Annotated in this window: 18 protein-coding genes and 1 pseudogene; 8 read left to right on the top strand and 11 right to left on the bottom strand. The window is 61.5% G+C overall.

Features of this window, described 5'->3' with window-relative positions; genetic code table 11:
- The first annotated feature begins 98 nt into the window (after nucleotides 1–98).
- The 3 genes and pseudogenes from AB4N84_RS26200 (at nucleotide 99) to AB4N84_RS26190 (ending at nucleotide 2910) form a co-directional block, all read left to right on the top strand.
- Entirely contained in the window at nucleotides 99–785 is a 687-nt protein-coding gene (locus AB4N84_RS26200) for a hypothetical protein (RefSeq protein WP_425262196.1), read from the top strand.
- Nucleotides 786–915: 130 nt separating this feature from the next.
- Nucleotides 916–1989 (top strand): annotated as a pseudogene (locus tag AB4N84_RS26195) (cache domain-containing protein); the annotation flags it as partial.
- A 75-nt stretch (nucleotides 1990–2064) separates the two neighbouring features.
- On the top strand, nucleotides 2065–2910 hold the full coding sequence (locus AB4N84_RS26190; RefSeq protein ID WP_425262198.1) for a methyl-accepting chemotaxis protein: 846 nt from the start codon (nucleotides 2065–2067) through the stop codon (nucleotides 2908–2910).
- 127 nt (nucleotides 2911–3037) lie between these two features.
- Here AB4N84_RS26190 and AB4N84_RS26185 read toward each other — a convergent pair whose 3' ends face one another.
- The 5 genes from AB4N84_RS26185 to ppnN form a co-directional block, all read right to left on the bottom strand.
- On the bottom strand, nucleotides 3038–3484 hold the full coding sequence (locus tag AB4N84_RS26185) for a CBS domain-containing protein (RefSeq protein WP_460043908.1): 447 nt from the start codon (nucleotides 3482–3484) through the stop codon (nucleotides 3038–3040).
- A 163-nt stretch (nucleotides 3485–3647) separates the two neighbouring features.
- Nucleotides 3648–4094: a type III secretion system chaperone gene (locus AB4N84_RS26180; RefSeq protein ID WP_074750396.1), complete on the bottom strand. Its 447-nt coding sequence runs from the start codon at nucleotides 4092–4094 to the stop codon at nucleotides 3648–3650.
- A gap of 53 nt (nucleotides 4095–4147) precedes the next feature.
- The gene (locus AB4N84_RS26175; RefSeq protein WP_460043906.1) at nucleotides 4148–9019 is read right to left on the bottom strand and encodes an AvrE-family type 3 secretion system effector; all 4872 of its coding nucleotides are present in this window, start codon (nucleotides 9017–9019) and stop codon (nucleotides 4148–4150) included.
- Between the two features lie 82 nt (nucleotides 9020–9101).
- The gene (locus tag AB4N84_RS26170) at nucleotides 9102–9695 is read right to left on the bottom strand and encodes an N-acetyltransferase family protein (RefSeq protein WP_460043904.1); all 594 of its coding nucleotides are present in this window, start codon (nucleotides 9693–9695) and stop codon (nucleotides 9102–9104) included.
- A 173-nt stretch (nucleotides 9696–9868) separates the two neighbouring features.
- Nucleotides 9869–11242 carry a nucleotide 5'-monophosphate nucleosidase PpnN gene (gene ppnN, locus AB4N84_RS26165; RefSeq protein ID WP_074750405.1) on the bottom strand — a complete coding sequence of 458 codons (1374 nt, stop codon included), beginning with the start codon at nucleotides 11240–11242 and terminating at the stop codon, nucleotides 9869–9871.
- Nucleotides 11243–11618: 376 nt separating this feature from the next.
- Here ppnN and AB4N84_RS26160 point away from each other — a divergent pair, with 376 nt between their 5' ends.
- The 3 genes from AB4N84_RS26160 (at nucleotide 11619) to AB4N84_RS26150 (ending at nucleotide 13861) form a co-directional block, all read left to right on the top strand.
- The gene (locus tag AB4N84_RS26160) at nucleotides 11619–12146 is read left to right on the top strand and encodes a sterol desaturase family protein (protein WP_460043902.1); all 528 of its coding nucleotides are present in this window, start codon (nucleotides 11619–11621) and stop codon (nucleotides 12144–12146) included.
- Between the two features lie 73 nt (nucleotides 12147–12219).
- Nucleotides 12220–13008, top strand: a complete 789-nt coding sequence (locus tag AB4N84_RS26155) for an SDR family oxidoreductase (protein WP_460043900.1) — start codon at nucleotides 12220–12222, stop codon at nucleotides 13006–13008.
- A 133-nt stretch (nucleotides 13009–13141) separates the two neighbouring features.
- Nucleotides 13142–13861 carry a dienelactone hydrolase family protein gene (locus AB4N84_RS26150; RefSeq protein WP_074750409.1) on the top strand — a complete coding sequence of 240 codons (720 nt, stop codon included), beginning with the start codon at nucleotides 13142–13144 and terminating at the stop codon, nucleotides 13859–13861.
- A 146-nt stretch (nucleotides 13862–14007) separates the two neighbouring features.
- Here the strand turns inward: AB4N84_RS26150 and sodC are convergent, their stop codons facing one another.
- Nucleotides 14008–14526, bottom strand: coding sequence for a superoxide dismutase [Cu-Zn] SodC (sodC, locus tag AB4N84_RS26145; protein ID WP_460043899.1), 519 nt, complete (start codon nucleotides 14524–14526; stop codon nucleotides 14008–14010).
- 117 nt (nucleotides 14527–14643) lie between these two features.
- A complete protein-coding gene (locus AB4N84_RS26140; protein ID WP_074750412.1) occupies nucleotides 14644–15057 on the bottom strand; it encodes a PaaI family thioesterase in 414 nt (137 codons plus the stop codon).
- 280 nt (nucleotides 15058–15337) lie between these two features.
- On the opposite strand from AB4N84_RS26140, the gene AB4N84_RS26135 reads away from it, so the two are divergent.
- Both AB4N84_RS26135 and AB4N84_RS26130 read left to right on the top strand, forming a co-directional pair.
- The gene (locus AB4N84_RS26135) at nucleotides 15338–15796 is read left to right on the top strand and encodes an REP-associated tyrosine transposase (RefSeq protein ID WP_460043898.1); all 459 of its coding nucleotides are present in this window, start codon (nucleotides 15338–15340) and stop codon (nucleotides 15794–15796) included.
- A gap of 542 nt (nucleotides 15797–16338) precedes the next feature.
- On the top strand, nucleotides 16339–17859 hold the full coding sequence (locus AB4N84_RS26130; protein WP_460043896.1) for a xylulokinase: 1521 nt from the start codon (nucleotides 16339–16341) through the stop codon (nucleotides 17857–17859).
- Here the strand turns inward: AB4N84_RS26130 and AB4N84_RS26125 are convergent.
- Genes AB4N84_RS26125 through AB4N84_RS26110 form a run of 4 tightly spaced genes read right to left on the bottom strand, consistent with a single transcriptional unit; the run spans nucleotide 17846 to nucleotide 21382 of the window.
- Nucleotides 17846–18565, bottom strand: coding sequence for an SDR family oxidoreductase (locus AB4N84_RS26125; protein ID WP_460043894.1), 720 nt, complete (start codon nucleotides 18563–18565; stop codon nucleotides 17846–17848). The two genes, AB4N84_RS26130 and AB4N84_RS26125, sit on opposite strands and share 14 nt — an antisense overlap.
- Nucleotides 18566–18581: 16 nt before the next feature.
- The gene (locus AB4N84_RS26120) at nucleotides 18582–19562 is read right to left on the bottom strand and encodes a sugar-binding transcriptional regulator (RefSeq protein ID WP_460043893.1); all 981 of its coding nucleotides are present in this window, start codon (nucleotides 19560–19562) and stop codon (nucleotides 18582–18584) included.
- A 37-nt stretch (nucleotides 19563–19599) separates the two neighbouring features.
- Nucleotides 19600–20475, bottom strand: a complete 876-nt coding sequence (locus AB4N84_RS26115) for a carbohydrate ABC transporter permease (protein WP_460043891.1) — start codon at nucleotides 20473–20475, stop codon at nucleotides 19600–19602.
- 1 nt (nucleotide 20476) lies between these two features.
- Nucleotides 20477–21382, bottom strand: a complete 906-nt coding sequence (locus AB4N84_RS26110) for a carbohydrate ABC transporter permease (protein ID WP_346830643.1) — start codon at nucleotides 21380–21382, stop codon at nucleotides 20477–20479.
- Nucleotides 21383–21430 lie beyond the last annotated feature (48 nt).

Raw genomic sequence — 21430 nt, 5'->3', positions numbered from 1 at the left:
TCCGCGCAACGTCCAGATGCTGAAGCTCGTGATAGATGGTCTGTGTTTCTTACGTTTCTTGTGTACTCCGCAACGCGCTCGCAGCGCTGGCGGTGGCCATGCTGATGCTCGGCGTCGCCGGTTGCACCCGTCAGGACGGGCGCGACGTGGCGACGCAGTTCAGCGAAACCCGCCCTCAAGAGTTTTTCCAGACCAGCGTGGATCGCATGGCAACGCTGGCCATGCATGACAACCTGGAAAGTTTGTATCTTTTGATGAACAAGCTGTACCTGCGCAACCCGGCAGAGTGGCGCAAGTCAGGGTTCGTCGACGCCCGGTCCGCCGAGCGCAATGTGCGCAACGCCATCGAGCAGAGAACACCCTTGGCGCAGTTAGGCAATCGTCGTGATCTCGCGGCCTTGAGCTACGCCCTGAGCCCCGAATTCCTCGGAGACCGCGTCGGTGCCTTCATCTACGCCATCGGCAGTATGTTGGTCACTGCGCACGGCGGACGGCTAGAGTTTTTCATGACCGATCAAATCGACCCTAAATTCGTCAGCAACGCCGCCCGCAATATCGAGAAGGCCACCTGGTTGCTGAGCCAGCGGCAGAATGCCAACGGCGAGTTGATGCTGTTTTCCAACGAGATTTCCGAGGAGGGCAGCAACCTGAGTTTCGCCACCGAGTTCGGCAAGATCGTCGCGCGCCTGGATTTACTGACTCAGATGCTCGACGAGCGCTACCGACGGATCGGTCTTAATTATGCCCAGAGCCTGCTGTTCCTGAATTTTCTGCCGGTGCAGTGATTGGCTGAATGACCTTTCCAGCGGCAGTGAAACCTTTCATCGCCGAGGCTCATCCTTCCTTTTTTTCAGTCGATAACCCCTTTGGCGTTGTGCAAAAACAACAACAAATTTTCAAGCCAAGGGGTCGACGATGTTTAAAACAGTGCAGGCGCGCTATACGGTCATATTTGTGGCGCTGATCGTCGTGATCGCGGTCATTACCGAACAGGGCATCGAATACCTCGTTACGCCCAAGGTTCGTGCCTCGCAAGAACAGTTGGTGCTCAATCAGGTCGATCAGATCGGCACGCGGATCCTCTCTGACCTGGCCAGGGTCGAAGCCCAGTCCCGGGCCATTACTCAGGCTGTGCCGCTGCTGGACAGTGATGCCATCGACAAGGTGCTTCCCGGTCTAGTCGACCAATACGGTGACGCCAAGGTCTTCGGCGGCGGCGTCTGGCCGATGCCAGACAAGCGCACGCCGGGCCGTAATAAACACAGCACGTTCTATCATCGCGATGGCAGCGGTCAGTTGGTGGTGAGCACCTACTGGAATTCCGATCCGGCGCCAAACTACTGGGAACAGCCGTGGCACCGCGCCGGACAGAACGCGCCCAAAGGCAGGTGCGCCTGGGCAGCGGCCTATCAGGACGAAGCCAGTCCGCAGCCGCGCACCAACTGCGCCACGGGCATCTACAAGGACGGCGCGTTGTATGGCGTATCGACCATCGACGTCACGCTGGGCTTCTTCAACGGCCTGATTCAGGAGAAGGAAAAGGACATTCAGGGGCAGGTCATGATCGTCGAGCGTGACGGCAAGGTGCTGACCAACCAGAGCCGCATCCCCGGCGAAATCATCCTCAAGAACATCTCGGCGTTCAGCGGTCAGTCGATGTTCGCCAAATCCATTCAGGACGGCCTGACCCAGGTTTCCGGCGACGCCGTGTATTCCCGCGAATACCAGGATCCGCAACTGGGCGACCTGACGTTCTTCCTGCGCCCGGTCGTCGGCACGCCCTGGTTGATTGCCACGTCGCTGCCGACGTCGATGCTCACCGCCAGCAGCACCGATGTGATGAAAACCCTCGGCTGGCTGCAGATCCCGCTGGTGATTGTGCTCCTGGCGGTGCTGGGTTTCGCTTTCAGTCGCCTGCTGGGCCGGCTGACCGTGCTGCGCAACAACATCGATGCGCTGTCCTCGGGTGAGGCCGATCTGACCCGGCGTATCCCGATCAAGGGCCAGGACGAACTGGATGCCGTGGGACAGTCGGTGAACAAGTTCATCGCTTTCCAGCAGGCCATGATCGTCGAGGTGCGCAGCGGCACCGAACAGATCTCTGCAGGCCTGGCGCAGTTGCAGGATCAGTCACGCAACATTAACCAGATCCTCAATCGCCACGCGTCGGAAACCGATCAGGCTGTCACCGCGATCAACGAAATGAGCGCCACTGCCGACAGCGTTGCCGAAAACGCCACGCAGACGGCCAGCTTTACCCAATCGGCCAACGATGCCGCGAAACGCTCGCGGGATGTGGTGGATGAAGCGTCGGTCAGTGTTCTGGCGCTGGTGGCCGAGGTTGAAGACGCGACCCAATACGTGCAGGAGATGCAGGTCGATGCCAAGCGCATTACCGATGTGCTCGGGGTGATCGGCGGGATCGCCCAGCAAACCAACCTGCTGGCGCTCAACGCGGCCATCGAGGCGGCGCGGGCGGGCGAGCAGGGCCGGGGCTTTGCCGTGGTGGCCGATGAAGTGCGGGCACTGGCGGGGCGTACCCAACAGAGCACGTCGGAGATCAACGAGATGCTGGCGCGACTGGAACAGGGCGTGAGCACTGCGGTGGGCGCCATGGAAAAAACCAAGGTCAGTTGCCAGTCCACTGCCGACCGTACCTCGCGGGTCAACGAAGGGCTCGATGGCATGGCAGGTTCGGTGCTGCGCATCCACGACCTCAGCGCTCAGATCGCCACGGCCGCTGAACAGCAGAGTGCGGTGACCGAGGAGATCAACCAGAACATGGTCGCGATCCGGCACATGGTGGGGGAGCTGGTCGGTTGCGGTCAGCAGACCGATACCAGCGTCGACGCGCTGGTGGCATCCAACGAAAGGCTGGTGGCGATGATTGACCGTTTCAAGGTGCGTTGAAACGATTCAGGCGTTAACCCTGCAGGCGTGAGCTTGCTCGCGATTGCGTTTATTCAGCCACCTCAACGTGTCTGATGTACCGATCGCGAGCACGCTCGCGCCTGCAGGGCTGGGTGCTGCGGTTAACTCAATAACTCTCGCCGCGAATGTATTCCTGCATTTTGTCGATCAGTCTGGCCTGTTCGGCGATGGCGGCCTTGACCAAGTCACCGATGGACAGCAAACCCACCAGATGGCCATGTTCCACCACCGGCAGGTGGCGCAGGCGGCGGTCAGTCATGATCTGCATGCAGTGATCGACCGTCGCGTGCGGATCCACCGTTTTCACATCATGGGTCATGATTTCACTCACCGGCGTGCCCACCGAGGCTCTTCCGGCCAGTTCCATCTTGCGGGCGTAATCACGCTCGCTGATGATGCCGACCACCTTGCCGTCAATAACCACCGGAACGGCACCGATATTCTTATCGGCCATCAGCTTGATCGCTTCGATGACCATCTGCTCAGGGCTAACGGTATGAACTTCACCGTGGTGCTTGTCTTTCAACTTCAGTAGTTCGGCTACGGTCGTCATGCTGGCCTCTCCGGCGCGTATTTGTGAGCTTGGCCACCTTGTGTCGGGCGGTGCATACAGAATCGTAGAGAGATGGCATTCCGGCAAGTTTCGAAAGCGCCGCGCAGAGGTTGAAAAGCGTCATGCCCGGCCTGGATGAACGAAGCAGCCCCGGAATCCCGGATCAACTGATCATTGGGCGTGCCGAACCTACGGGAAGAGGTCGTGGGGCGGCCGGTTTCGCCGGCGCTGTGTGGGGCATCCTCAACATGGTCGGGATTTCCCGGGTTTGTTGCACAAAACCCTGCACCCAATGAACGAACGTCAGTTCGCTCAACGCCTCTATGGGCAACTCTGCACACAAGCGGACGTGGGACTGCTGGTCCAGCGCCAGCCAGCAGCCACTCATGGCAGCGGTATCGAAGTTCAGCCGCAGCAGGCGTTCATGGAGCCGGGGATCGGCGGGCAGCGGCAGCTTGCAATGCAGGATCGCCACGTCGCCAGCGCCTGGAATTTCAACGATGACCACCTCGCGGCTGCCGTCGAAGAGGGCGCACACCCCGTTCTGCAGCTGCAAAGGGGTGCCTAGTTGCTTGCCCAGCGCGTTGATCAGTGCGGTTGCGGTGGCCATGTTTCACGTCCTGTCAGTCAATGTCGGTGGGGTTGAGGGCCTGAGCCGTGGCATCAGCGTGGGCGGAATGTGCCATGGGCGGCGTCAGCCATGTCCAGCGCCGGCTGGCTGTCGCCCTTGTCGGCCAGTTCGCCGTCCAGGGTGAATGTCTTCGGTTTTTCCTGATCCAGTCCGTATTCGAACGTCACTTCCCCGCGCAGACGCTCGATACTCAGGTTGCTGCCGCTCTTGAAACTGACATACGGCAACGGCACACCCAGCGAGTCGTCCTTGGCGGCGGTGCGGAACACGGCGATGCTTTTGATCCGCAGATTGCCGCGATCCGACAGCGTGTTCTTGAGCGCCTCGTTGGTCAGCGTGCCTTTGATCGCCGCGTCCTCAATGTGCTTCTTGACCGCGTCCTTGACCTCAAGCTTGATTTCGGCCCGCGTCGTGCCGGTGGCGCTCTTGAGGTCATCGAGCAGCGTCTTGAGCTGGGGATCTTCGCCCAGCAGCTCATGAATGCATTCGGCATTGCCCGGATGGACATCCCTGCCCAGCATCTGCTTGACGGCGTCGATGCCACGCTTGCTCAGCGCGGCCTGATCAATGCGGTTGACGTTGTTGTGCTTGACCAGCATGTCCATCAGGGACATCAGCGGCAAACCCTGTTTGCTGGCTGTTTCCTGGCGCTGGGTCTGCGCCAGGCTGGTCAGGGCCGAATGTTGTGCATCGTTTTCGACCGTCTGGCCTGCGTACTGCCGCTGCATGGCGGCCAGGCGCTCATCGACGCTCTTGCCGTCGGGTTTTTCCTGCCTGATCGCCGGAAAGGCTTTTTCCAGGCTGCTTTCCAGACTCTTCAGGTCACTGCTGTGTACCGGCAGTGCATCCTTGAAACGCACGTCGTAGGTCTTGCCGGTCTTGTTATCAAACGACAGGCTGGCCGTCACCCCGGTGGGCGCGCCGCCTGCGATGAACAGATCGTTGGGGCGGGAGGTGAACAGAGTGCTGAACAGGCGGCCGTAGCCGGCCACCGAGCCTTTTTCCAGAAAGCGCGCGCGGTTGCTGCTGTAGATGTCGGTCTTCAGGCCGTCGTTGCCTCGGCCCCGGGTGCGTTCGCGCTCGGCGTTCAACAGCGCCAGGTTGGCCAGCAGGCCGACGCCGAAGCGCATGAAACCGGCCACAGGCTCAGCGTCGGTCTGGCCATAGTTGGTGCGCGATTCGACATTGGCGTTGAGCTCCAGATCGAAGTTGTGTTTGCCGGTGGTGCGCACTTCGTGCTCGACGCCACGGTTCATCAGCTCCATGGGCTTGAGGCCGTTGGCGACCGTGCGCTGGCTGCTGTGCAGGGGCTTGTTCAGCAAGTCCTCCATGAAGGCGTCCATTTCATCCTCACGAATGAAGAAGCTCAGCGCCGTGTTCTCGGTGTATTTGTGCTTGGCGTCCAGACTACCGCCGAACCAGCCGCCGTTGGACTGAACGTTCTGATGGCTGTCGCCGGGTGTGGTTTTGGTGTCCGACAGGCCGCCACCAAAGCCGAAGCTGGCGGTGCCACTGAGGGCGCCTTCGCGGTTCATGGAGACTTTCAGGCCGCGATCGAAGCGGGTGAAGGTCATGCCATAGGTGCGTTCCGGATCGATGGCCCCTCGAAAGCCGAGGAACGCGTCGCCAGCGGGCCCGGTGATGCCGCCCGTCACACCGCCGCCGTAGTTGCGGTTGATCTTCAGGCTCTCCCGGGGCTCCAGGTCGCGCAATGCCTTGGTCAGGTTCTCGGTCAGTTGTCCCGGAGTGGTTTGCAGCCCCTCCAGGACATTGCGCTTGACCGGATGATTCTCCTTGCGCATGTATTTGAGCAGGCTCTTGGTCGCGTCGTAACTGGCTTCCAGCGACGAGTAACTGCGAAAGCCTGCGTCGGTGTAGCGCTTGAGCGGGTTGTTGTCGTAAGTGTCGTTGTGCAAGGTCGCCAGCCGGCCGGCGAGAAGGTCGATATCGGCCTTGGGCCGGTGTGGGTTGGCAACCAGTTCGTCGAGCATGTCGCTGATGCTGCGCATCACCTGTGCGTTGGCAGCCAGCCGGGCGCAGAGCAATGTCTGGTTGTCGCCACGTTTGCGCGAGTCGCCGATCATCGAGGTCGGATTGCGGTGCTCAAGGGTGAAATGGTTGTCCTGCAAGTCCTTGACCATTTTGCCCAGAGGGTCATCGGCGGGGATGCCGCTGCTTTTGAGGAGTTGGGAGACTTCATCGAGCAGGTCGGTCTTCGGCGGCTTCCTGGCCCGATACGCCATATTGACGTCGCCATTCTTGAGCATCGCACCCTGATCCTGAGCCAGTTCGCGCAGGGTTTTCTGCATGTCGTCGCTGACCGTCTTCTGGAACCATTCGAACAGCTCGGAGAGTTCGGCCACCGGCTCGGTCAGCGGCCGCTGACCCAGGGTCTGCAGGCGTTCAGCCATGGGCGCAGGATTCACGGCCGGACGGTTTCTCACCGCTTCGCTGAGCTGACGCAACGTCTCGATTTCGCGGTCATACACCGGCCTGAGACCTTCGCGGCCACTCCAGGCATGCTGAATGCTGTCGGCGGGGACCTTGAATGCGCCGGTCGACGCCAGATGCGCAGTGACGTAGTTCTGGGTCAGAGAATGAGGCGCGTAGTGTGTGGGCGTTGCGGTCTCCACATTGTTGCGGCCCAGCACGTTGAAACTGGTCTTGATATTGCCCCGACGGGTGAATGCCGGCTCGCCGGCGGCAAGGTTGTCGAAGTGCTGGTGGGCAGGCGTGTTGGCCCTCGCCGGGGAAGGGGTGGCGGGGGACCAGTCGCCGGCATCGCCGCGCACATAGTCGTTGCTGACTGCAGCATCACCCGGATTCGCACCGGGCGTGCTCGCGGTGAGGCACAGACGGCCCTCGTTATCCGTGGTCAGATTCTCCAGCGTCGCGCCAGCCGGCAGGCCATTCACCGCAGGCTGCGTCCATTGGCGAGCGCTGGGGCTGGACAGGCGCTTGGGATCGGCGGCGGCTCCACTCATCTGGTGCAGGGTGCCGTCCTTCAGGGCGAACCAGTCCTTGCCGTCGCTGCCGATCCCGGCGATGTCGCCCTCACCGGGGATCTGGGGCAATTTTGCCCGCTCGCCATTCTGATCGTGCAGGCGCAGCACGCCTTCGCTCAGGGTCATGTAGCGCTGGTCGTTCTGGATGGCCGCTTTTTCCACGGCCACGTGTTCGGCGCCACGCATGATCGTGCCTTTGGCTTCGGTCGTTCTGCCCGGCAGCGTCAGATCGACGCCGTTACTCATGCTGTGCGCAGTGGCCTGGGGTACGACTTTGAGCTGTTTGAGCGTGTTGTCCTTGTCGATCACGTAAGCGAAGCCGTCGCGTCCTGCAATCAGGCCCTTGATGCCTTTCTCGCTGGTTTTCTTCCATTCCCCGGTCCGCGGATCTTGCGCCAGCAGGTCGTCTTCGTGCCGGGCGATACGCCCCCGAGGCAGCTGAATCTGCTCGCTCGCGGCAGGGGCCAACTGCGGCAAACCCTGTTGTCGGTCGAGCATGAGCACCTGACTCAGGTTCCAGCCCGGCACGAAGGCGTTGGCCTGGGCGTTCCAACTGGCGCTGTGTTCGTCGCCGTGCCTGTCTTTGATCTTGGCGAACAGCTGGTCGTCGTCAGTGAAGAATTCGCCATAGCGGTGTTGCCCCAACACCTTTTGCAGCGCGTTCGAGGCCGGTGCATCGGTCAGTTGCAGCGGCTCCAATGCGTGGGTTTCGCCGGTGCCGATGCTGTCGAGTCGTTCGGCGAGCAGGTCGTCGGGCAGCTCGGCGCGACGTAACGCACCGGTTGCCGTGCTGACCAGCAGTTGATTGCCCTGCAGGACGATGGCTGTCGGTTTAGCGGTGTCATCGTCGTCCAGCGGGCCATGGTCGTCAGTCAGCGCGTGGATGGCGTGATGGCCATTGCCCAGGCCGTCCCTGCGCTCCAGATGCAGGCGTTTGTCGCCATCGGCGGTCAATGCGATCAGGGCGCCATCGACGTGGGTCAGCGCCTTTACGTCATGCTCGAACGGCACCGCAACGCCTGGATGGCTCAGCGCCCGGACGCCGCCGCTGCTGTCGATGGCATACACCTCACTGCCGAGTTTTTGCAGGCTTTTCAGGTCGTCGGTGAAGGCGTGTGGCTGCCAGTCGTCGCCATTGAGGGTGTACAGCTTCTTTTCATGGATGCGGAAGGCATTGCCGTCGGCGTCCAGGTGCACGCCCGTGATGTGCGCTCGGTGGGCGTCGCCCGGCATCTTCATGGTCGAAGCGTTGGCCTGGTGGTCGCTGCTTTTAAACACCGAGACGGCCAGGTCGCTGGCGTGGGCATGGACCAGTCGGCTGCGCCCATCGCTCAGCAGATACTCGGTCTTGTCAGTGGCGTTTTTGAGCTCCGCCAGGCCCTGGTAGCGCTCGCCAGGTTTGTTCAGCACGCTATCGAGGAGGTTTTCCGTGCGATTGGTGACGCCGAGTTCGCCGAACACCAGGCGCTGATTGTTCAGCGCCATGGTCAATCTGGGTGTCAGCGGTATGGCGACTTCGGGCGCTGCGGCCCCATGCTCTGGCCCGACAGGCGTGGGTGCTTGCGGTGGCGCATGCTCGGAGGCCAGGGAGGGTGCCCGCGATGGCAGCGACGGCCCGCCGATGGCTTGTCCCTGAGGCGCGGCGACGGTAGGGGTGGTGGCATTTGTCGGCGACGGCGCACGTGAACTGCGCGTGACCGAAGAGGCATCTGCTGAGCGAGCCCTGAACAGCCCGCCGGTGAAGTTACGGCCCTTGCTGATCGCCGACTGGCTGGCGCTGGCCATTTTGGCGAACACGCCGTTGCGCTGTTTCGGTCCCGAGGTTTCAGACGCACCGCTGTTCAGTGAAACGTTGCTGACGTGTGAAGTCTGGCCGAGGGAAACGGGTGGTAAAGCCATGTTGACGCCTTCCCTGCAAATAGATGCTTTGGGCAGTGAGTGGCGTCAGGGCAACGGTGGTTCCAATGTGTCGGGAAAATAATCAGGCGGGTTTGTCCGGGGCCTTGCGCCTTGGCCGCGAGATCACTGATTCGATGTTTTTGCGCCCGATCAGCAACGGGCTCTTGGCCTTGCGCGAGGCGGGCATGTCGGCCAGCCATTTGTACATCACCAGGCAATCGACCATTCCCAGTTTTGCGTGGCGATAGGCGCGGGGCAGACGCCCGACCGTTTCGAAACCCAGCTTGTGCCACAGGGCTACGGCGACCTCGTTGGTCGACACCACTGAATTGAACTGCATCGCAGAAAAGCCGCTGTCCACCGCCAGTTGTTGGGAGTGTTCGCACATCAGTCGGGCGACGCCGCGCCCTCTGGCTGCCGGAGTGACCATGTAGCCACAGTTGGACACGTGACTGCCCGGCCCGGCGGCATTGGCCTTAAGGTAATAGCTGCCGAGCAATTCGCCGTCTTCCTCGGCGATCAGCGTGTGCAGTGGGTATTCCAGCCACAGGTACAAGGCCTGTTCATAGGTCAGGTCGGGGTCGTAGGCGTACGTTTCCTGCGCTCGAATCACGGCCTGGAAGGTAGGCCAGAAACGCTCGAAGTCTTCGGCGGTCATGGTGCGGAGTTGAATCATGGGGGTTCCGTCGGTGTGTGAAGGTCCAACTGTAGGAGCCGGCTTGCTGGCGAATGCAGTGTTTCAGTCACCCAATAGGTGACTGGGCGGACGCTTTCGCCAGCAAGCCGGCTCCTACAGAGGTTGCGTTTTACATCGGACAGCGTGCAAAGCCGCCGGGGGAGAGGCCGCCGTTACGATACGACTCGATAACACGGCACATAGGCTGCGCCGCCCGGCAGTTTCATGCGGTGTTGCTCCACGAAGGACTGGAGTAGCTTGTCCAGCGGCTTCATGACTTCAGCATCGCCATGAATCTCATACGGGCCGTTTTCTTCGATCAGGCGGATACCCTTGTCCTTCACGTTACCGGCCACGATGCCGGAGAACGCCCGACGCAGGTTCGCCGCCAACTCGTGGGGTGGCAGATCGCGACGCAGTTGCAGGCTGGACATGTTGGCGTGGGTCGGGTCGAACGGGCGCTGGAAGCTTTCTTCAATCTTCAGCAGCCAGTTGAAGTGGAAGGCGTCGGCACGTTCACGGCGGAACAGACGTACCTCCTTCAAACCCTCGGTCATCTGACGAGCCACTTCGGCCGGATCGTCGATGATGATCTGGTAGTGCTTGTGCGCTTCTTCACCCAGGGTGGCGCTGACGAAGGCGTGCAATTGCTCCAGGTACGGCGCGGTGCTTCTCGGTCCGGTCAGGATCACCGGGAACGGCAGCCCCTGGTTGTCCGGGTGCATCAGGATGCCCAGCAGGTACAAAAATTCTTCAGCGGTGCCGGCGCCGCCCGGGAAGATGATGATGCCGTGACCCACGCGAACAAAGGCTTCCAGACGTTTTTCGATGTCCGGCAGGATCACCAGTTCGTTGACGATCGGGTTCGGCGCCTCGGCGGCGATGATGCCCGGCTCTGTCAGCCCCAGATAACGTCCACCACTGATACGCTGCTTGGCGTGGGCAATGGTTGCGCCCTTCATCGGGCCTTTCATCACGCCGGGGCCGCAACCGGTGCAGATGTCCAGTTTACGCAAGCCCAGTTCGTGGCCGACTTTCTTGGTGTATTTGTATTCTTCGGTATTGATCGAGTGCCCACCCCAGCACACCACCATCTTCGGTTCGACGCCGGGACGCAGGGTGCGGGCGTTGCGCAGCAGGTGGAAGACGTAATCGGTGATGCCTTGCGAGGTGCTGAGGTCGATGCGCTGGCTGTCCAGTTCGCTTTCGGTGTAGACGATGTCGCGCAGGGCGCTGAACAGCATTTCACGCGTGCTGGCGATCATTTCGCCGTCGACGAAGGCATCGGCCGGAGCGTTCAGCAGCTCCAGGCGTACGCCACGGTCCTGTTGATGAATGCGGACTTCGAAATCCTTGTAGGCCTCGAGAATGGTTTTGGCGTTGTCGACATGGGCGCCGGTGTTGAGGATGGCCAGGGCGCACTGGCGGAAGAGGTTATAGATACTGCCTGAGCCGGCGGCGCTGAGTTGCTGGACTTCGCGTTGCGACAGCGTCTCCAGGCTACCTTTTGGACTGACCGAAGCGTTGATTACATGTCTTGGAGCCATTCTGAATTCCTTGAAAGCGATGCCGGCGAGCCGTTGTCGGTCGCGGGCATTAGTACAGTGAACGAACCAACCGTTCACCCATGGGGCCATTTTTTACATCGGTCGGTCAGGAAAGCAAACGTTGTGAGTGAAATCTTCGTGTTGAGCCTGCCGAGGCAGTCCGACGCAGATCCCTGTGGGCGCGAATTCATTCGCGAGAGTCCGGTACAGGCGACACTCGCTGTCGTCTGACACATTGCATCGCGAATGAATTCGCTCCCACAGGGTATCCATCTTCCTTTTGGTCAGCGGTTTTTTGATTTTCAGCGCCGCCCCGGTATGCTGCACGTCGACGTTCAGACACCCGCGGCATCCTCGACACCATGTGCTCAACTTCATGATCCTCAACGCTGCGATTTTCCTCATCACCCTGTTCCTCATGGAGGGTGTCGGCTTTCTTGTGCACAAGTACGTCATGCATGGCTGGGGCTGGTTCCTGCACCGCTCGCACCATGAAGAGCACCTGGGCGCGTTCGAGACCAACGACGTCTATCTGCTGGCACTGGGCATGGTCGCGGTCGGTCTGATCGTGCTGGGCAACAGCGGCTTCGACCCGCTCCAATGGGTGGGCGCGGGTGTTGCCGCCTTTGGCCTGATCTACGTGCTGGTTCACGATGGCATCGTCCACCGTCACTGGCCGGTGCGCCCCCAACCCCGCAATCGCTACCTCAAGCGCCTCTATCACGCCCACTTGATGCACCATGCGGTGAAGGGGCGCCGTAACAGTGTGTCATTCGGCTTTCTCTACGCGCCGTCGGTGCCGGCGCTGAAAAAGCAGCTGCGCGCCATGCGTGAAGCGGAGCGGGCGGCCTCTCGTGCCGATCTGTGCACGCCCTCTATCACCTCCGATCTGCAAAACGGCTGACCGCGCTCAACCCTTCACTTGATGCTAAGTTTGACGCCTGAGTTTTCATCATCGAATGAACAGGAGTCGTGTCATGGATCTGGGAGTGTCGGGACGCTGGGCGATTGTCTGTGCCGCCAGCAAGGGCCTGGGATTGGGCTGCGCAAGAGCGCTGGCCAAAGAAGGCGTCAATCTGGTGATCAATGCGCGGGGCGATGAAGCCTTGCAGGCCGCCGCCGCCGAGTTGCGTACGCTGGCGCCAGGCATCGAAGTGCGCACGGTCGCCGGTGACATCAGCCAGACGCCGGTGCGAGACGCGGTGCTGGCTGCCTGTCCGCAGGTCGATATTCTGGTCAACAACGCCGGAGGCCCGCCGCCCGGCGATTTTCGCGACTGGCAGCGCGAGGACTGGATCAAGGCGCTGGACGCCAACATGCTCACGCCCATCGAACTGATCAAGGCCTGCGTCGACGGCATGGCCTCGCGCGGGTTTGGCCGCGTGATCAACATCACCTCGGGCGCGGTGAAGGCGCCAATCGACACCTTGGGCCTGTCCAACGGTGCCCGCAGCGGCCTGACCGGCTTTATTGCAGGTCTTGCGCGTCAGCCGCAGCTGGCGGGCAAGAACGTCACGATCAATAACCTGTTGCCAGGGCCGTTCGACACCGAACGTTTGCAGAAAAACATCAGCCTGGCCGCCGACAAGCAGGGCGTCAGCGTTGACGCGTTGGCCGACCAGCGCCGCAAGGCTGTGCCGGCACAGCGCTTTGGCACCGCCGATGAATTCGGGGCGTTCTGCGCATTCCTGTGCAGCGCGCAGGCCGGGTTCATGACGGGCCAGAACCTGTTGCTGGACGGGGGTGGCTATCCCGGTACGTTCTGATCAAAGGTTTCATTGAGCAAACGCATTTCGTTCTTTCAAGCGACAGGCAAGTGACGTAGAACAGAGAACCCGGGCGGCATAGTGACCCGCAAACAGCCGTCCAGACGCTTTCTTTCACCTTTGGGAGATCAACGTGAATCAATCCGCGAAACAGCCAGCAGGTACAACCATCAGCTACAAACGTCCGGACGGTAAGGATGTGAACGGATACCTCGCCAGCCCGGCGAAGACCGAGGGCGCGCCCGCCATTGTGGTGATTCAGGAATGGTGGGGCCTTAACGATCAGATTCGCGGCGTCGCCGACCGCCTGGCAGCGGCCGGTTATCTGGCGTTGGTGCCTGATCTGTACCGGGGGGAGATGACGGTCGAGGAAGAGGAAGCGCATCACCTGATGAGCAAACTCGATTTCGCCGACGCGGCCTCGCAGGACATCCGCGGCGCCGTGCAATACCTCAAAGGCCACACCCGGAACGTGGGCGTCACCGGTTTCTGCATGGGCGGGGCGCTGACCTTGCTGGCATTGAACTTCATCCCTGAACTGTCAGCGGGCGTGGTCTTTTACGGCATGCCGCCGCTGGAATACCTCGATCCCAAGGCCATCAAAGTGCCGGTCCAGGCGCACTGGGCGACGCAGGACGAGTTCTTCCCGGCGGAAAACGTCGACAAACTGGAAGAAAAACTCAGCGAGGGCGGAGTGGACATCGAGTTCCATCGCTATCTGGCGCATCACGCGTTCACCAACGAAGAAGCCGTGGGTTACGGGCGGATCCCGGGCACTCAATACGACCCGGTCTGGGCGCAATTGGCGTGGGACCGCACGCTGACGTTCTTTGGGCGCACCCTCTGGGGCTGATGCCCGGTTAAGGGTTAAACGTTGTAACGGAGGAGGCGAAGCGCGCGACGGGGTCATTCCGGCCCCGTGCCTGGACAGGCAGCTCGCGCGTTTCGCTGGCTTCAACCGTATCGGGCAGCGTGGTCAAGCACCCCGACCGCTCACGGTCAGATCACCCCGCACGCGACGCGGTCGCCACCACCGCCCAGCGGCATGGGCATGTCGGCGTGATTGTCGCCACCTGCGTGAATCATCAACGCGTGGCCCTTGATGTCCGAGATTTTTTTCAACCGCGGCGCCAGCACCGGATAGGTGGCCATGCCGTCGGCGGTGACGTAGACCGCGGGCAAATCGCCCAAGTGGCCTTCGCCATAAGGTCCGAGGTGTTTGCCGGTCTTTTTCGGGTCGAAATGTCCGCCAGCGGCCAGTGCCGCGCCTTTCTTGCCGTCTTTGGTGCCAGCATCACAGCTGCCGTTTTCATGCACGTGAAAACCGTGAACGCCCGCAGGCAACGAACTCAGCTTGGGCGTGAACACCAGCCCGTAGGCGGTTTCGCTGATGGTGACTTGACCGATGGGTTGTGGCGCGCCGTCGGCGCTGACCAGGTTCATGGGGACATCGAGTGTGGCCGCCTGGGCACCGAGGGAAAGCGAGCCGAGAAGACCGAGCCATAGATAACGTTTCATAAGCGTTCCATCGAAGGGATGAGGGTTCGACGTTCAGGTTTGCTGAACGGCCCGCAGCGTTCGGGGCTGCCTGGGTTTTGAGTGCTCGGTGCTCAGGAGGTTCGCACTGAGTGTTACTCAACGCAGGTGCTGCGGCGGAATGGCATAGGTGCCGACGACATGGGCGACTGCGTCCGGTATACCTTCGGAGTACAGCGACACCTCGCCAATGGCCAGCGTCTTGCCGACTTTCATCAACTGGCATTCACCGATGATGCGCCGACCCGCTTCGGGTTTGCGCAGGAAATTGATGGTGAGGCTGGTGGTGACGGTCAACGGCACGATGCCGATGACGCCCAGCACCGCGACATACAACGCAACATCGGCCACGGCCATCAGCGTCGGCCCGGACACCGTCCCGCCAGGGCGCAGGTCAGCATGATCGATCACCTGGGAGATCGTCGCCCGTTGATCACCCACCGCTTCGACGACGATCCGGGTCTGCGGAAACTCACGGGCGATGAACGCCGAAATCTCTTCCTTGCTCGCCATCTTGTTCTCCTGCGGTGTGGGGGAGACCAGACTCGATGAGCGAAGGCTTGCTTGTCAATGTGCTGTTTGAGCGGGTTGCTATGGCGACACCCCTGCACTCCTTGTGGGAGCGAATTCATTCGCGATTGGCCATCCCATCCAGCAACACTCTATTGGGTTCCAACGTGGGTCTGGTTACACAATGAGATCGCCTGACATATCCCGATATACACGCATGAAGTCACCCCTTCTCAGTGCAACTAATGTAGGTCATTCATTATGGCGAGATAACGAGGCACGGATGCCCAACCCACCGCAATCGCACAGCCTGCGTAAAGGGCGAGTTTCTGAACCGGGCAGGATCTACCTCATCACCTCGGCCACCGAAAAGCGCAAGCCGATCTTTTCTGACTTCCATCTGGCGCGGCTGGTGGTTGAGGAGATGCGCCGTGCTGAGCGCAACGAATGTGCGACCTCGTTGGCATGGGTCATCATGCCCGACCACTTCCATTGGCTGTTGGAGCTAAAGTCAGGATCGCTGGCGCAATGGGTGAAACAGATCAAAGCCTGCAGCGCGGTCGCGATCAATCGCGCTAACCATAGTAAAGAGCGCATCTGGCAGCAGGGTTTTCATGATCGGGCCCTGCGCTACGAGGAAGATTTACTCAAGGCTGCCAGGTATATCGTCGCCAATCCTGTAAGAGCTGGCTTGGTGAGGCGAGTGGGTGACTATCCGCTGTGGGATGCCATATGGATATGAAGGTCGGCAGATAATCCAGGCATTAACCGATAAAAGCCGGGGCACAGCGAAACGGGCAATCCCGATGTGTCGCCTGAAAAATTTTCGCGAATGAATTCGCTCCCACAGGAAGTTCGGTATAGGGCCGGGCGTTGAGTGTTTCAGCCCACAGCACTCAGTGGGCTTAGCTTCAGAACTCTGAGCATGAGCGTTTGGTTTTTCATAATGGATCGGCGTCTGTTTAGAGGAATCGACTTGCACCACTGAACGAATGGACAGTTTCAAAGAGGTCGTGCCCGTATTTAGTTTTCTGGGCTGTTCACGTTGTGGGAGCGAGCTTGCTCGCGAAGACTGTGGCCGGCGCCATGCATGTTCATCCGTCTCACTGGCCTGTTCGCGAGCAAGCTCGCTCCCACAGTGTGGGTGTCGGTCTGCCAGACAGTGCACTGGAGGGTTGCCGTTGCGCAAACCGAGAGGACAATCCCGCCATTCCTCAGCTAGTCTTGCCCTTCGATTCGGCAGTTCCCACGGACGTTGGCAGACGGTGATGGAGCAGGGCGCGTATGCATAAGCTGGTCATCGGTATCGATCTGAGCACGACCACGTGCAAGGCCATTGCCTGGGATGTGCGGGGCATGCTGGTGGCGCAGGCGCGGGCGCCGCTGGCGTTGTCCCGGCCGGCACCCAACGCCTACGAGCAGGACCCCGAAGACTGGTGGCGGGCCACGCAATGTGCGCTGAAGTCTCTGCTGGCAATGATCGAGGGCAAAGTCATCGCCGCGGTCTGCGTGGTCAATCAGCGCGAAACGGTGGCGGTCACTGACGCCGAGGACCGGTTGCTGCGGCCGGCGATTCTCTGGCTCGACGAGCGCCGCAAGGACGAAGTGGCCGCGCTCTGTCAGCGCGTCGGTCACGAGCGGTTGCACGCCATCACCGGCAAACCCCACGACTGGGCCCCCGCCATTTACAGCCTGGCGTGGATGGCGGATGCCGAACCCGAGCGCTTCAGGCAGATTCGACATGTCTACGAACCGCACGCCTGGCTGGTACGCAAGCTGACGGGCGAGTTCCTTACCAGTTGGGCCAGCGCCGATCCGTTTGGCGCTTTCGACATTCACACGCATGCCTGGGCCGAGGACGTGCTCCAGGCGCTGCCCATCCCGCTCAGCACCGCGTGTTTTCCCAACGCTGCTGCCCCGGGCTCCGTGCTGGGCACGGTAACCGGGCAGGCGCAGGCGCTGACCGGGCTTCCAGCGGGCACGCCGGTGGTCGCGGGCGGTGGAGACGGGCAGGCGGGCGGGCTGGGCATCGGTGTGGTCAGTGCTGGCACCGCGTACCTGAATCTGGGCACGGCGATTGTCTCGGGGGTGTATGCCGACACGCCGAGGGTGGACGAGGCTTTCCGCACGATGTGTGCCATCGACCGTCAGGGCTATGTGCTGGAAACCTCGCTGCGCTCCGGCACCTTGCTGATCAACAGCCTGTTGCGACAGTTTTTCGAGATTGACGTGGTCGCTCAACCGGACAGCCTGATTCGTCTTGAAATCGAGGCGTCGCGGGTGGCGCCTGGCAGCGCCGGTCTGATCCTGCTGCCGTACTGGAACGGTGTGATGAATCCGTACTGGGATCAGGACGCACGCGGATGCCTGTTGGGGTTGTCGCCGGATCACGGACGCGCGGAAATTTACCGGGCGGTGCTCGAAGGCATTGCCCTTGAGCAAGCCGTTGCCACACAACGCATGGTCCAGGCCACGGGCGAGCCGGTGAACACGTTCGTCGCCATCGGCGGTGGGGCGGCCAGCCGTCTGTGGTGTCAGATCATTGCCGACATCACCGACCGGCCGGTGATCCGTGCCGCGACCCAGGAAGCCTCCAGTCTGGGCGCCGGCATTGCGGCGGCGGTCGGTGCCGGTTGGTACGAAGACTTCGCCAGCGCGGCGCAGGTCATGACCCAGGACGGCGAGACGTTCTTGCCGAATCCGGCCTTGCGCGAATTTCACCAGGAACTGTTGGCGCTCTACAGCGAGCTGTACCCAAGGCTGCGTGACCTGTATCCGCGCCTCGCGAAGCTCAACCGGCGCTGAAACCGCCATCGACCGTCAACGTCACGCCATTGATCATCCCGGCATCGTCGCTGAGCAGGAAGGCGATGGTCGAGGCGATTTCGCTCGGCTGCACAAAACGTCCCAACGGAATGCGCGCGAGCATCGACGCGGCCTTGACCGGGTCGCTCCAGGCCTTGTCGGCCATCGGTGTCAGGGTCACCACCGGGTTCACGCTGTTGACCCGGATGCCATGCGGCCCCAACTCCACGGCCATGACCCGCGTCATTGCGTCCAGCGCGGCCTTCGAGGCGCAATACGCCAGATGATCACGAGTGCCGACGGCGGCGGCGAGGCTCGAGACGTTGACGACAGCGCCCGGCATACCGCGTTTGATCAGGTCCCGGGCCACCACCTGAGCCACCACCATGGGCGCGCGCGTGTTGACCGCCATCAAGTGATCGAAGGTCGCAACCGACGTGTCGAGAAACGACTCCAGTTCCACGACGCCCGCGCAGTTGACCAGCAGGTCGATTGGCAGCATCGAGGCGACAGCGGCCTGGGTCGCCGCGACATCCGCCAGATCCACTACCAAGGTGTGGTCGCAGTAGGCAAGGTCGGCCGCATTGCGTCCAAGGGCGATGACCTGTGCACCGCAGCGTGCCAGCCATTGCACGGTTTCACGGCCGATGCCCTTGCCGGCCCCGGTCACCAGAATGCGTTTGCCCATGAAGTCGTGAGTGGCCATGGCGGTTGCTCCAGCGTCAGTTGTCTTGTTCGAGCAGTTGCTGCGCGGCGCTTTCGTCGATCACCAGTTCGTGAACGACGTTGCGCAGCAACACCGCGCGAATGATCTCGGCCTTGTACGGCCCACCCGATACCAGCACCACCTTGCCGATCTTGCGCAGGTCTTCAAGATCCAGCGAAATCGCGCGTCGGTTCAACGGGTGATTGACTTCAATGCCGTCGCGATCCAGCCAGCGCCCGAGCAGATCGCCCACGGCGCCGGCGGCGCGCAGTGAGCGGGCGTCTTCGGGATTGACCAGCCCCAGTTCCAGCATCAGCGAGCGTTCGCTGAGATCGCCGACCGTCAACAGCGCCAGATCGGCCTGACGTGCCTTGCCCAGTACATCCTGAACCGAGGCTTCTGCCAGGATCATGTCCCGGTACGGCTCAGAGGGCGCGAACACCGGGGCCGCGAGGTAGTAGTAGGAGCCGCCGAACAGGCCCGCCAGACTAGAGGCGATTTCCACGGTGTTGTTTGCCGACCCGTAATGCAGGCCGCCGAGCAGCGACACCACGGTCATGTTGGGCAGCGCCCGGCCTTGCAGTTCACGCACCGCCTGACGAAGGGTGCGGCCCCAGCCCACGGCGATGATGCAGCCATCGACCAGATACTCCTCGATGCTCGGCGCAACACCCACCCCAAGCACGCGAAAGATGGTCGCCGGATCGTCCGGGGACGGCACCACGGTGACCCGCTCCAGGCCAAACCGCTCCTGAATCCGCTCCTCAAGCTCGATGCACGAGGCCAGCGGTGAATTGATGCGAATCTGCACCACACCGGTTTCACGGCACGTCGCCAGCGCCTTGTTGACCCGCACGCGCGTGATGCCGAGACGGTCGGCGATCTGCTGCTGGGTCATGTTGTTGACGTAGTAGTACCAGGCGATGCGGATGTTCAGTTGATCCTCCGCGTTCACCGTTTCGGTGTCGGCGGTCAGTTCCGAATAGCGATTCTGCACGGCAATGTCCTTGGTCAAGCCTGATTCGCGGCACGCCTTACTTCACCGCGCCCATGGTCAGACCTTGTACCAGATGCTTGGAAACCATCAACGCGAAAATAATCACCGGGAACACGATCAGCGTGCCGGTGGCCATGATCTCGCCCCAGGGCAAATCGTAGCCGCTCATGAAACTGGTCGCGGTGACCGGCGCCGTGCGGGCGACGTTGCGGGTCAAGACCAATGCGTAGAGCAACTCGTTCCAGGAAAAGATGAACGAGAAGATCGCCGACACGGCAACGCCCGGCATCGCCAGCGGAAGGGCGATGCGCCAGAAAATGGTGAAGCGCGACGCACCGGACAAGCGGGCGGCTTCGTCCAGGTCCTTCGGCACGCCACGAAACTGATCCGTGCAGATCCACACCACGATGGGCAGGTTGAAGGTCAGGTAAATCAGGATCAGCACCAGATGCGTATCGATCAGGCCCAGGTTGCGTGCCATGAGAAAGATCGGCAGCGCGACGACGATCGGACTGAGCATGCGGTTGGTGATGAACCAGAACCACAGGTCCTCCTTGCCCTTGAACTCGAAACGCGCCAGCGCATAGGCGGCCGGCGTGCCGAGGCCCACCGCCAGCAGCGTGGTGCAGACGGCCACGATCAGCGAGTTGCCGAGGCTGTGCAGCACATCGCGCTCGAACAACACTTTGACGTAGTTATCCAGGTGCGGCGTGAACGCCCAGATCGGCGGCGAGGCGAGGGCTTCTGCTTGCGTCTTCAAGCTGGTGGCCACCATCCAGTAGAAGGGGAAGACCGCGAACAGGAAGATCGCCAGCAGGCCAACGAGATGCCAGGCGTTGACCCTCATGCGAGGGCGTGCGTGTGCAGGGGTGCTGGCCATCGTTGGAACGTTTGCAGCAGGAACGGTGGCCATGTCAGATCTCCCGGTAAACGAATTTGATGTACAGGCGCGCCAGCACGATGGTCAGAATCAGCATCAGGATCGCCTGGGCCGAGGCCACCCCCTGATCGAACACCCGAAAGCCGACGCGCTGGATGTACACGCTCACCAGTTCGGTGGCAGCACCCGGCCCGCCACGGGTCATGGTGAACACGGTGTCGAACATCTTGAGAATGTCGGCGGTGCGCAAAATCAGAATCACCGTGGCACTGGGCAGCAGGAAGGGCAGTTGTACATAGCGCACGATCTGCCAACGGCTGCGGGTTTCCAGTCGCGCCGCTTCTTCGATTTCATTGGGGACCATGGTCAGCCCCGCCAACAGCACCAGTGCGCAGAAAGGGGTCCATTGCCAGATGTCCATCAGGGCCACGGCAATGAACGCGTTGGTGGTGTCGCCCAACCATTCGACCGGCCCCGCGTTGAGCATCGCCAGCAAGGCGTTGGCGACGCCGAAGTCGCGGTTAAAGATCAGGCGCCCGATCAGACCGGCGACGGCGGGTGCCGTGGCCAGTGGAATCACCAGGCTCATGCGCGCCAACAGCTTGAACCCGGACAGGCCCGGCTTGTGCAGCATCAAGGCGATGATCAGGCCCAGCGCCAGCTGAATCGGCACCACGGTGACCAGAAACAATCCGGTACGGCCCAGCGCTGCCCAGAACGAGGCGTCGTTGAGCACATTGAGGTAGTTGTCGAAGCCGATGAACGGCGTCGGGTCCTTGGGGCGCGCCAGGTTGTACTGGCGGAACGAATTGACCAGCGCGAACACGGTCGGAAAAATGCCGATCAGCGCCAGCGCGACAGTGGCGGGCGCAAGGAAGGAAAATGCAGCCCGGGTGTTGTTCCACAGCGTCGGGAACACCGGTTTTTTGTGGTTGGACATATCACATTCTCAGAGCATCTGTTTCTGCCAAAGGCGTAGGAGCGCGCT

The organism is Pseudomonas sp. S2_H01, from assembly GCF_054668305.1.
Note: the sequence above shows the minus strand (reverse complement) of the source record. Positions and strands in the feature narration are given on the sequence as shown.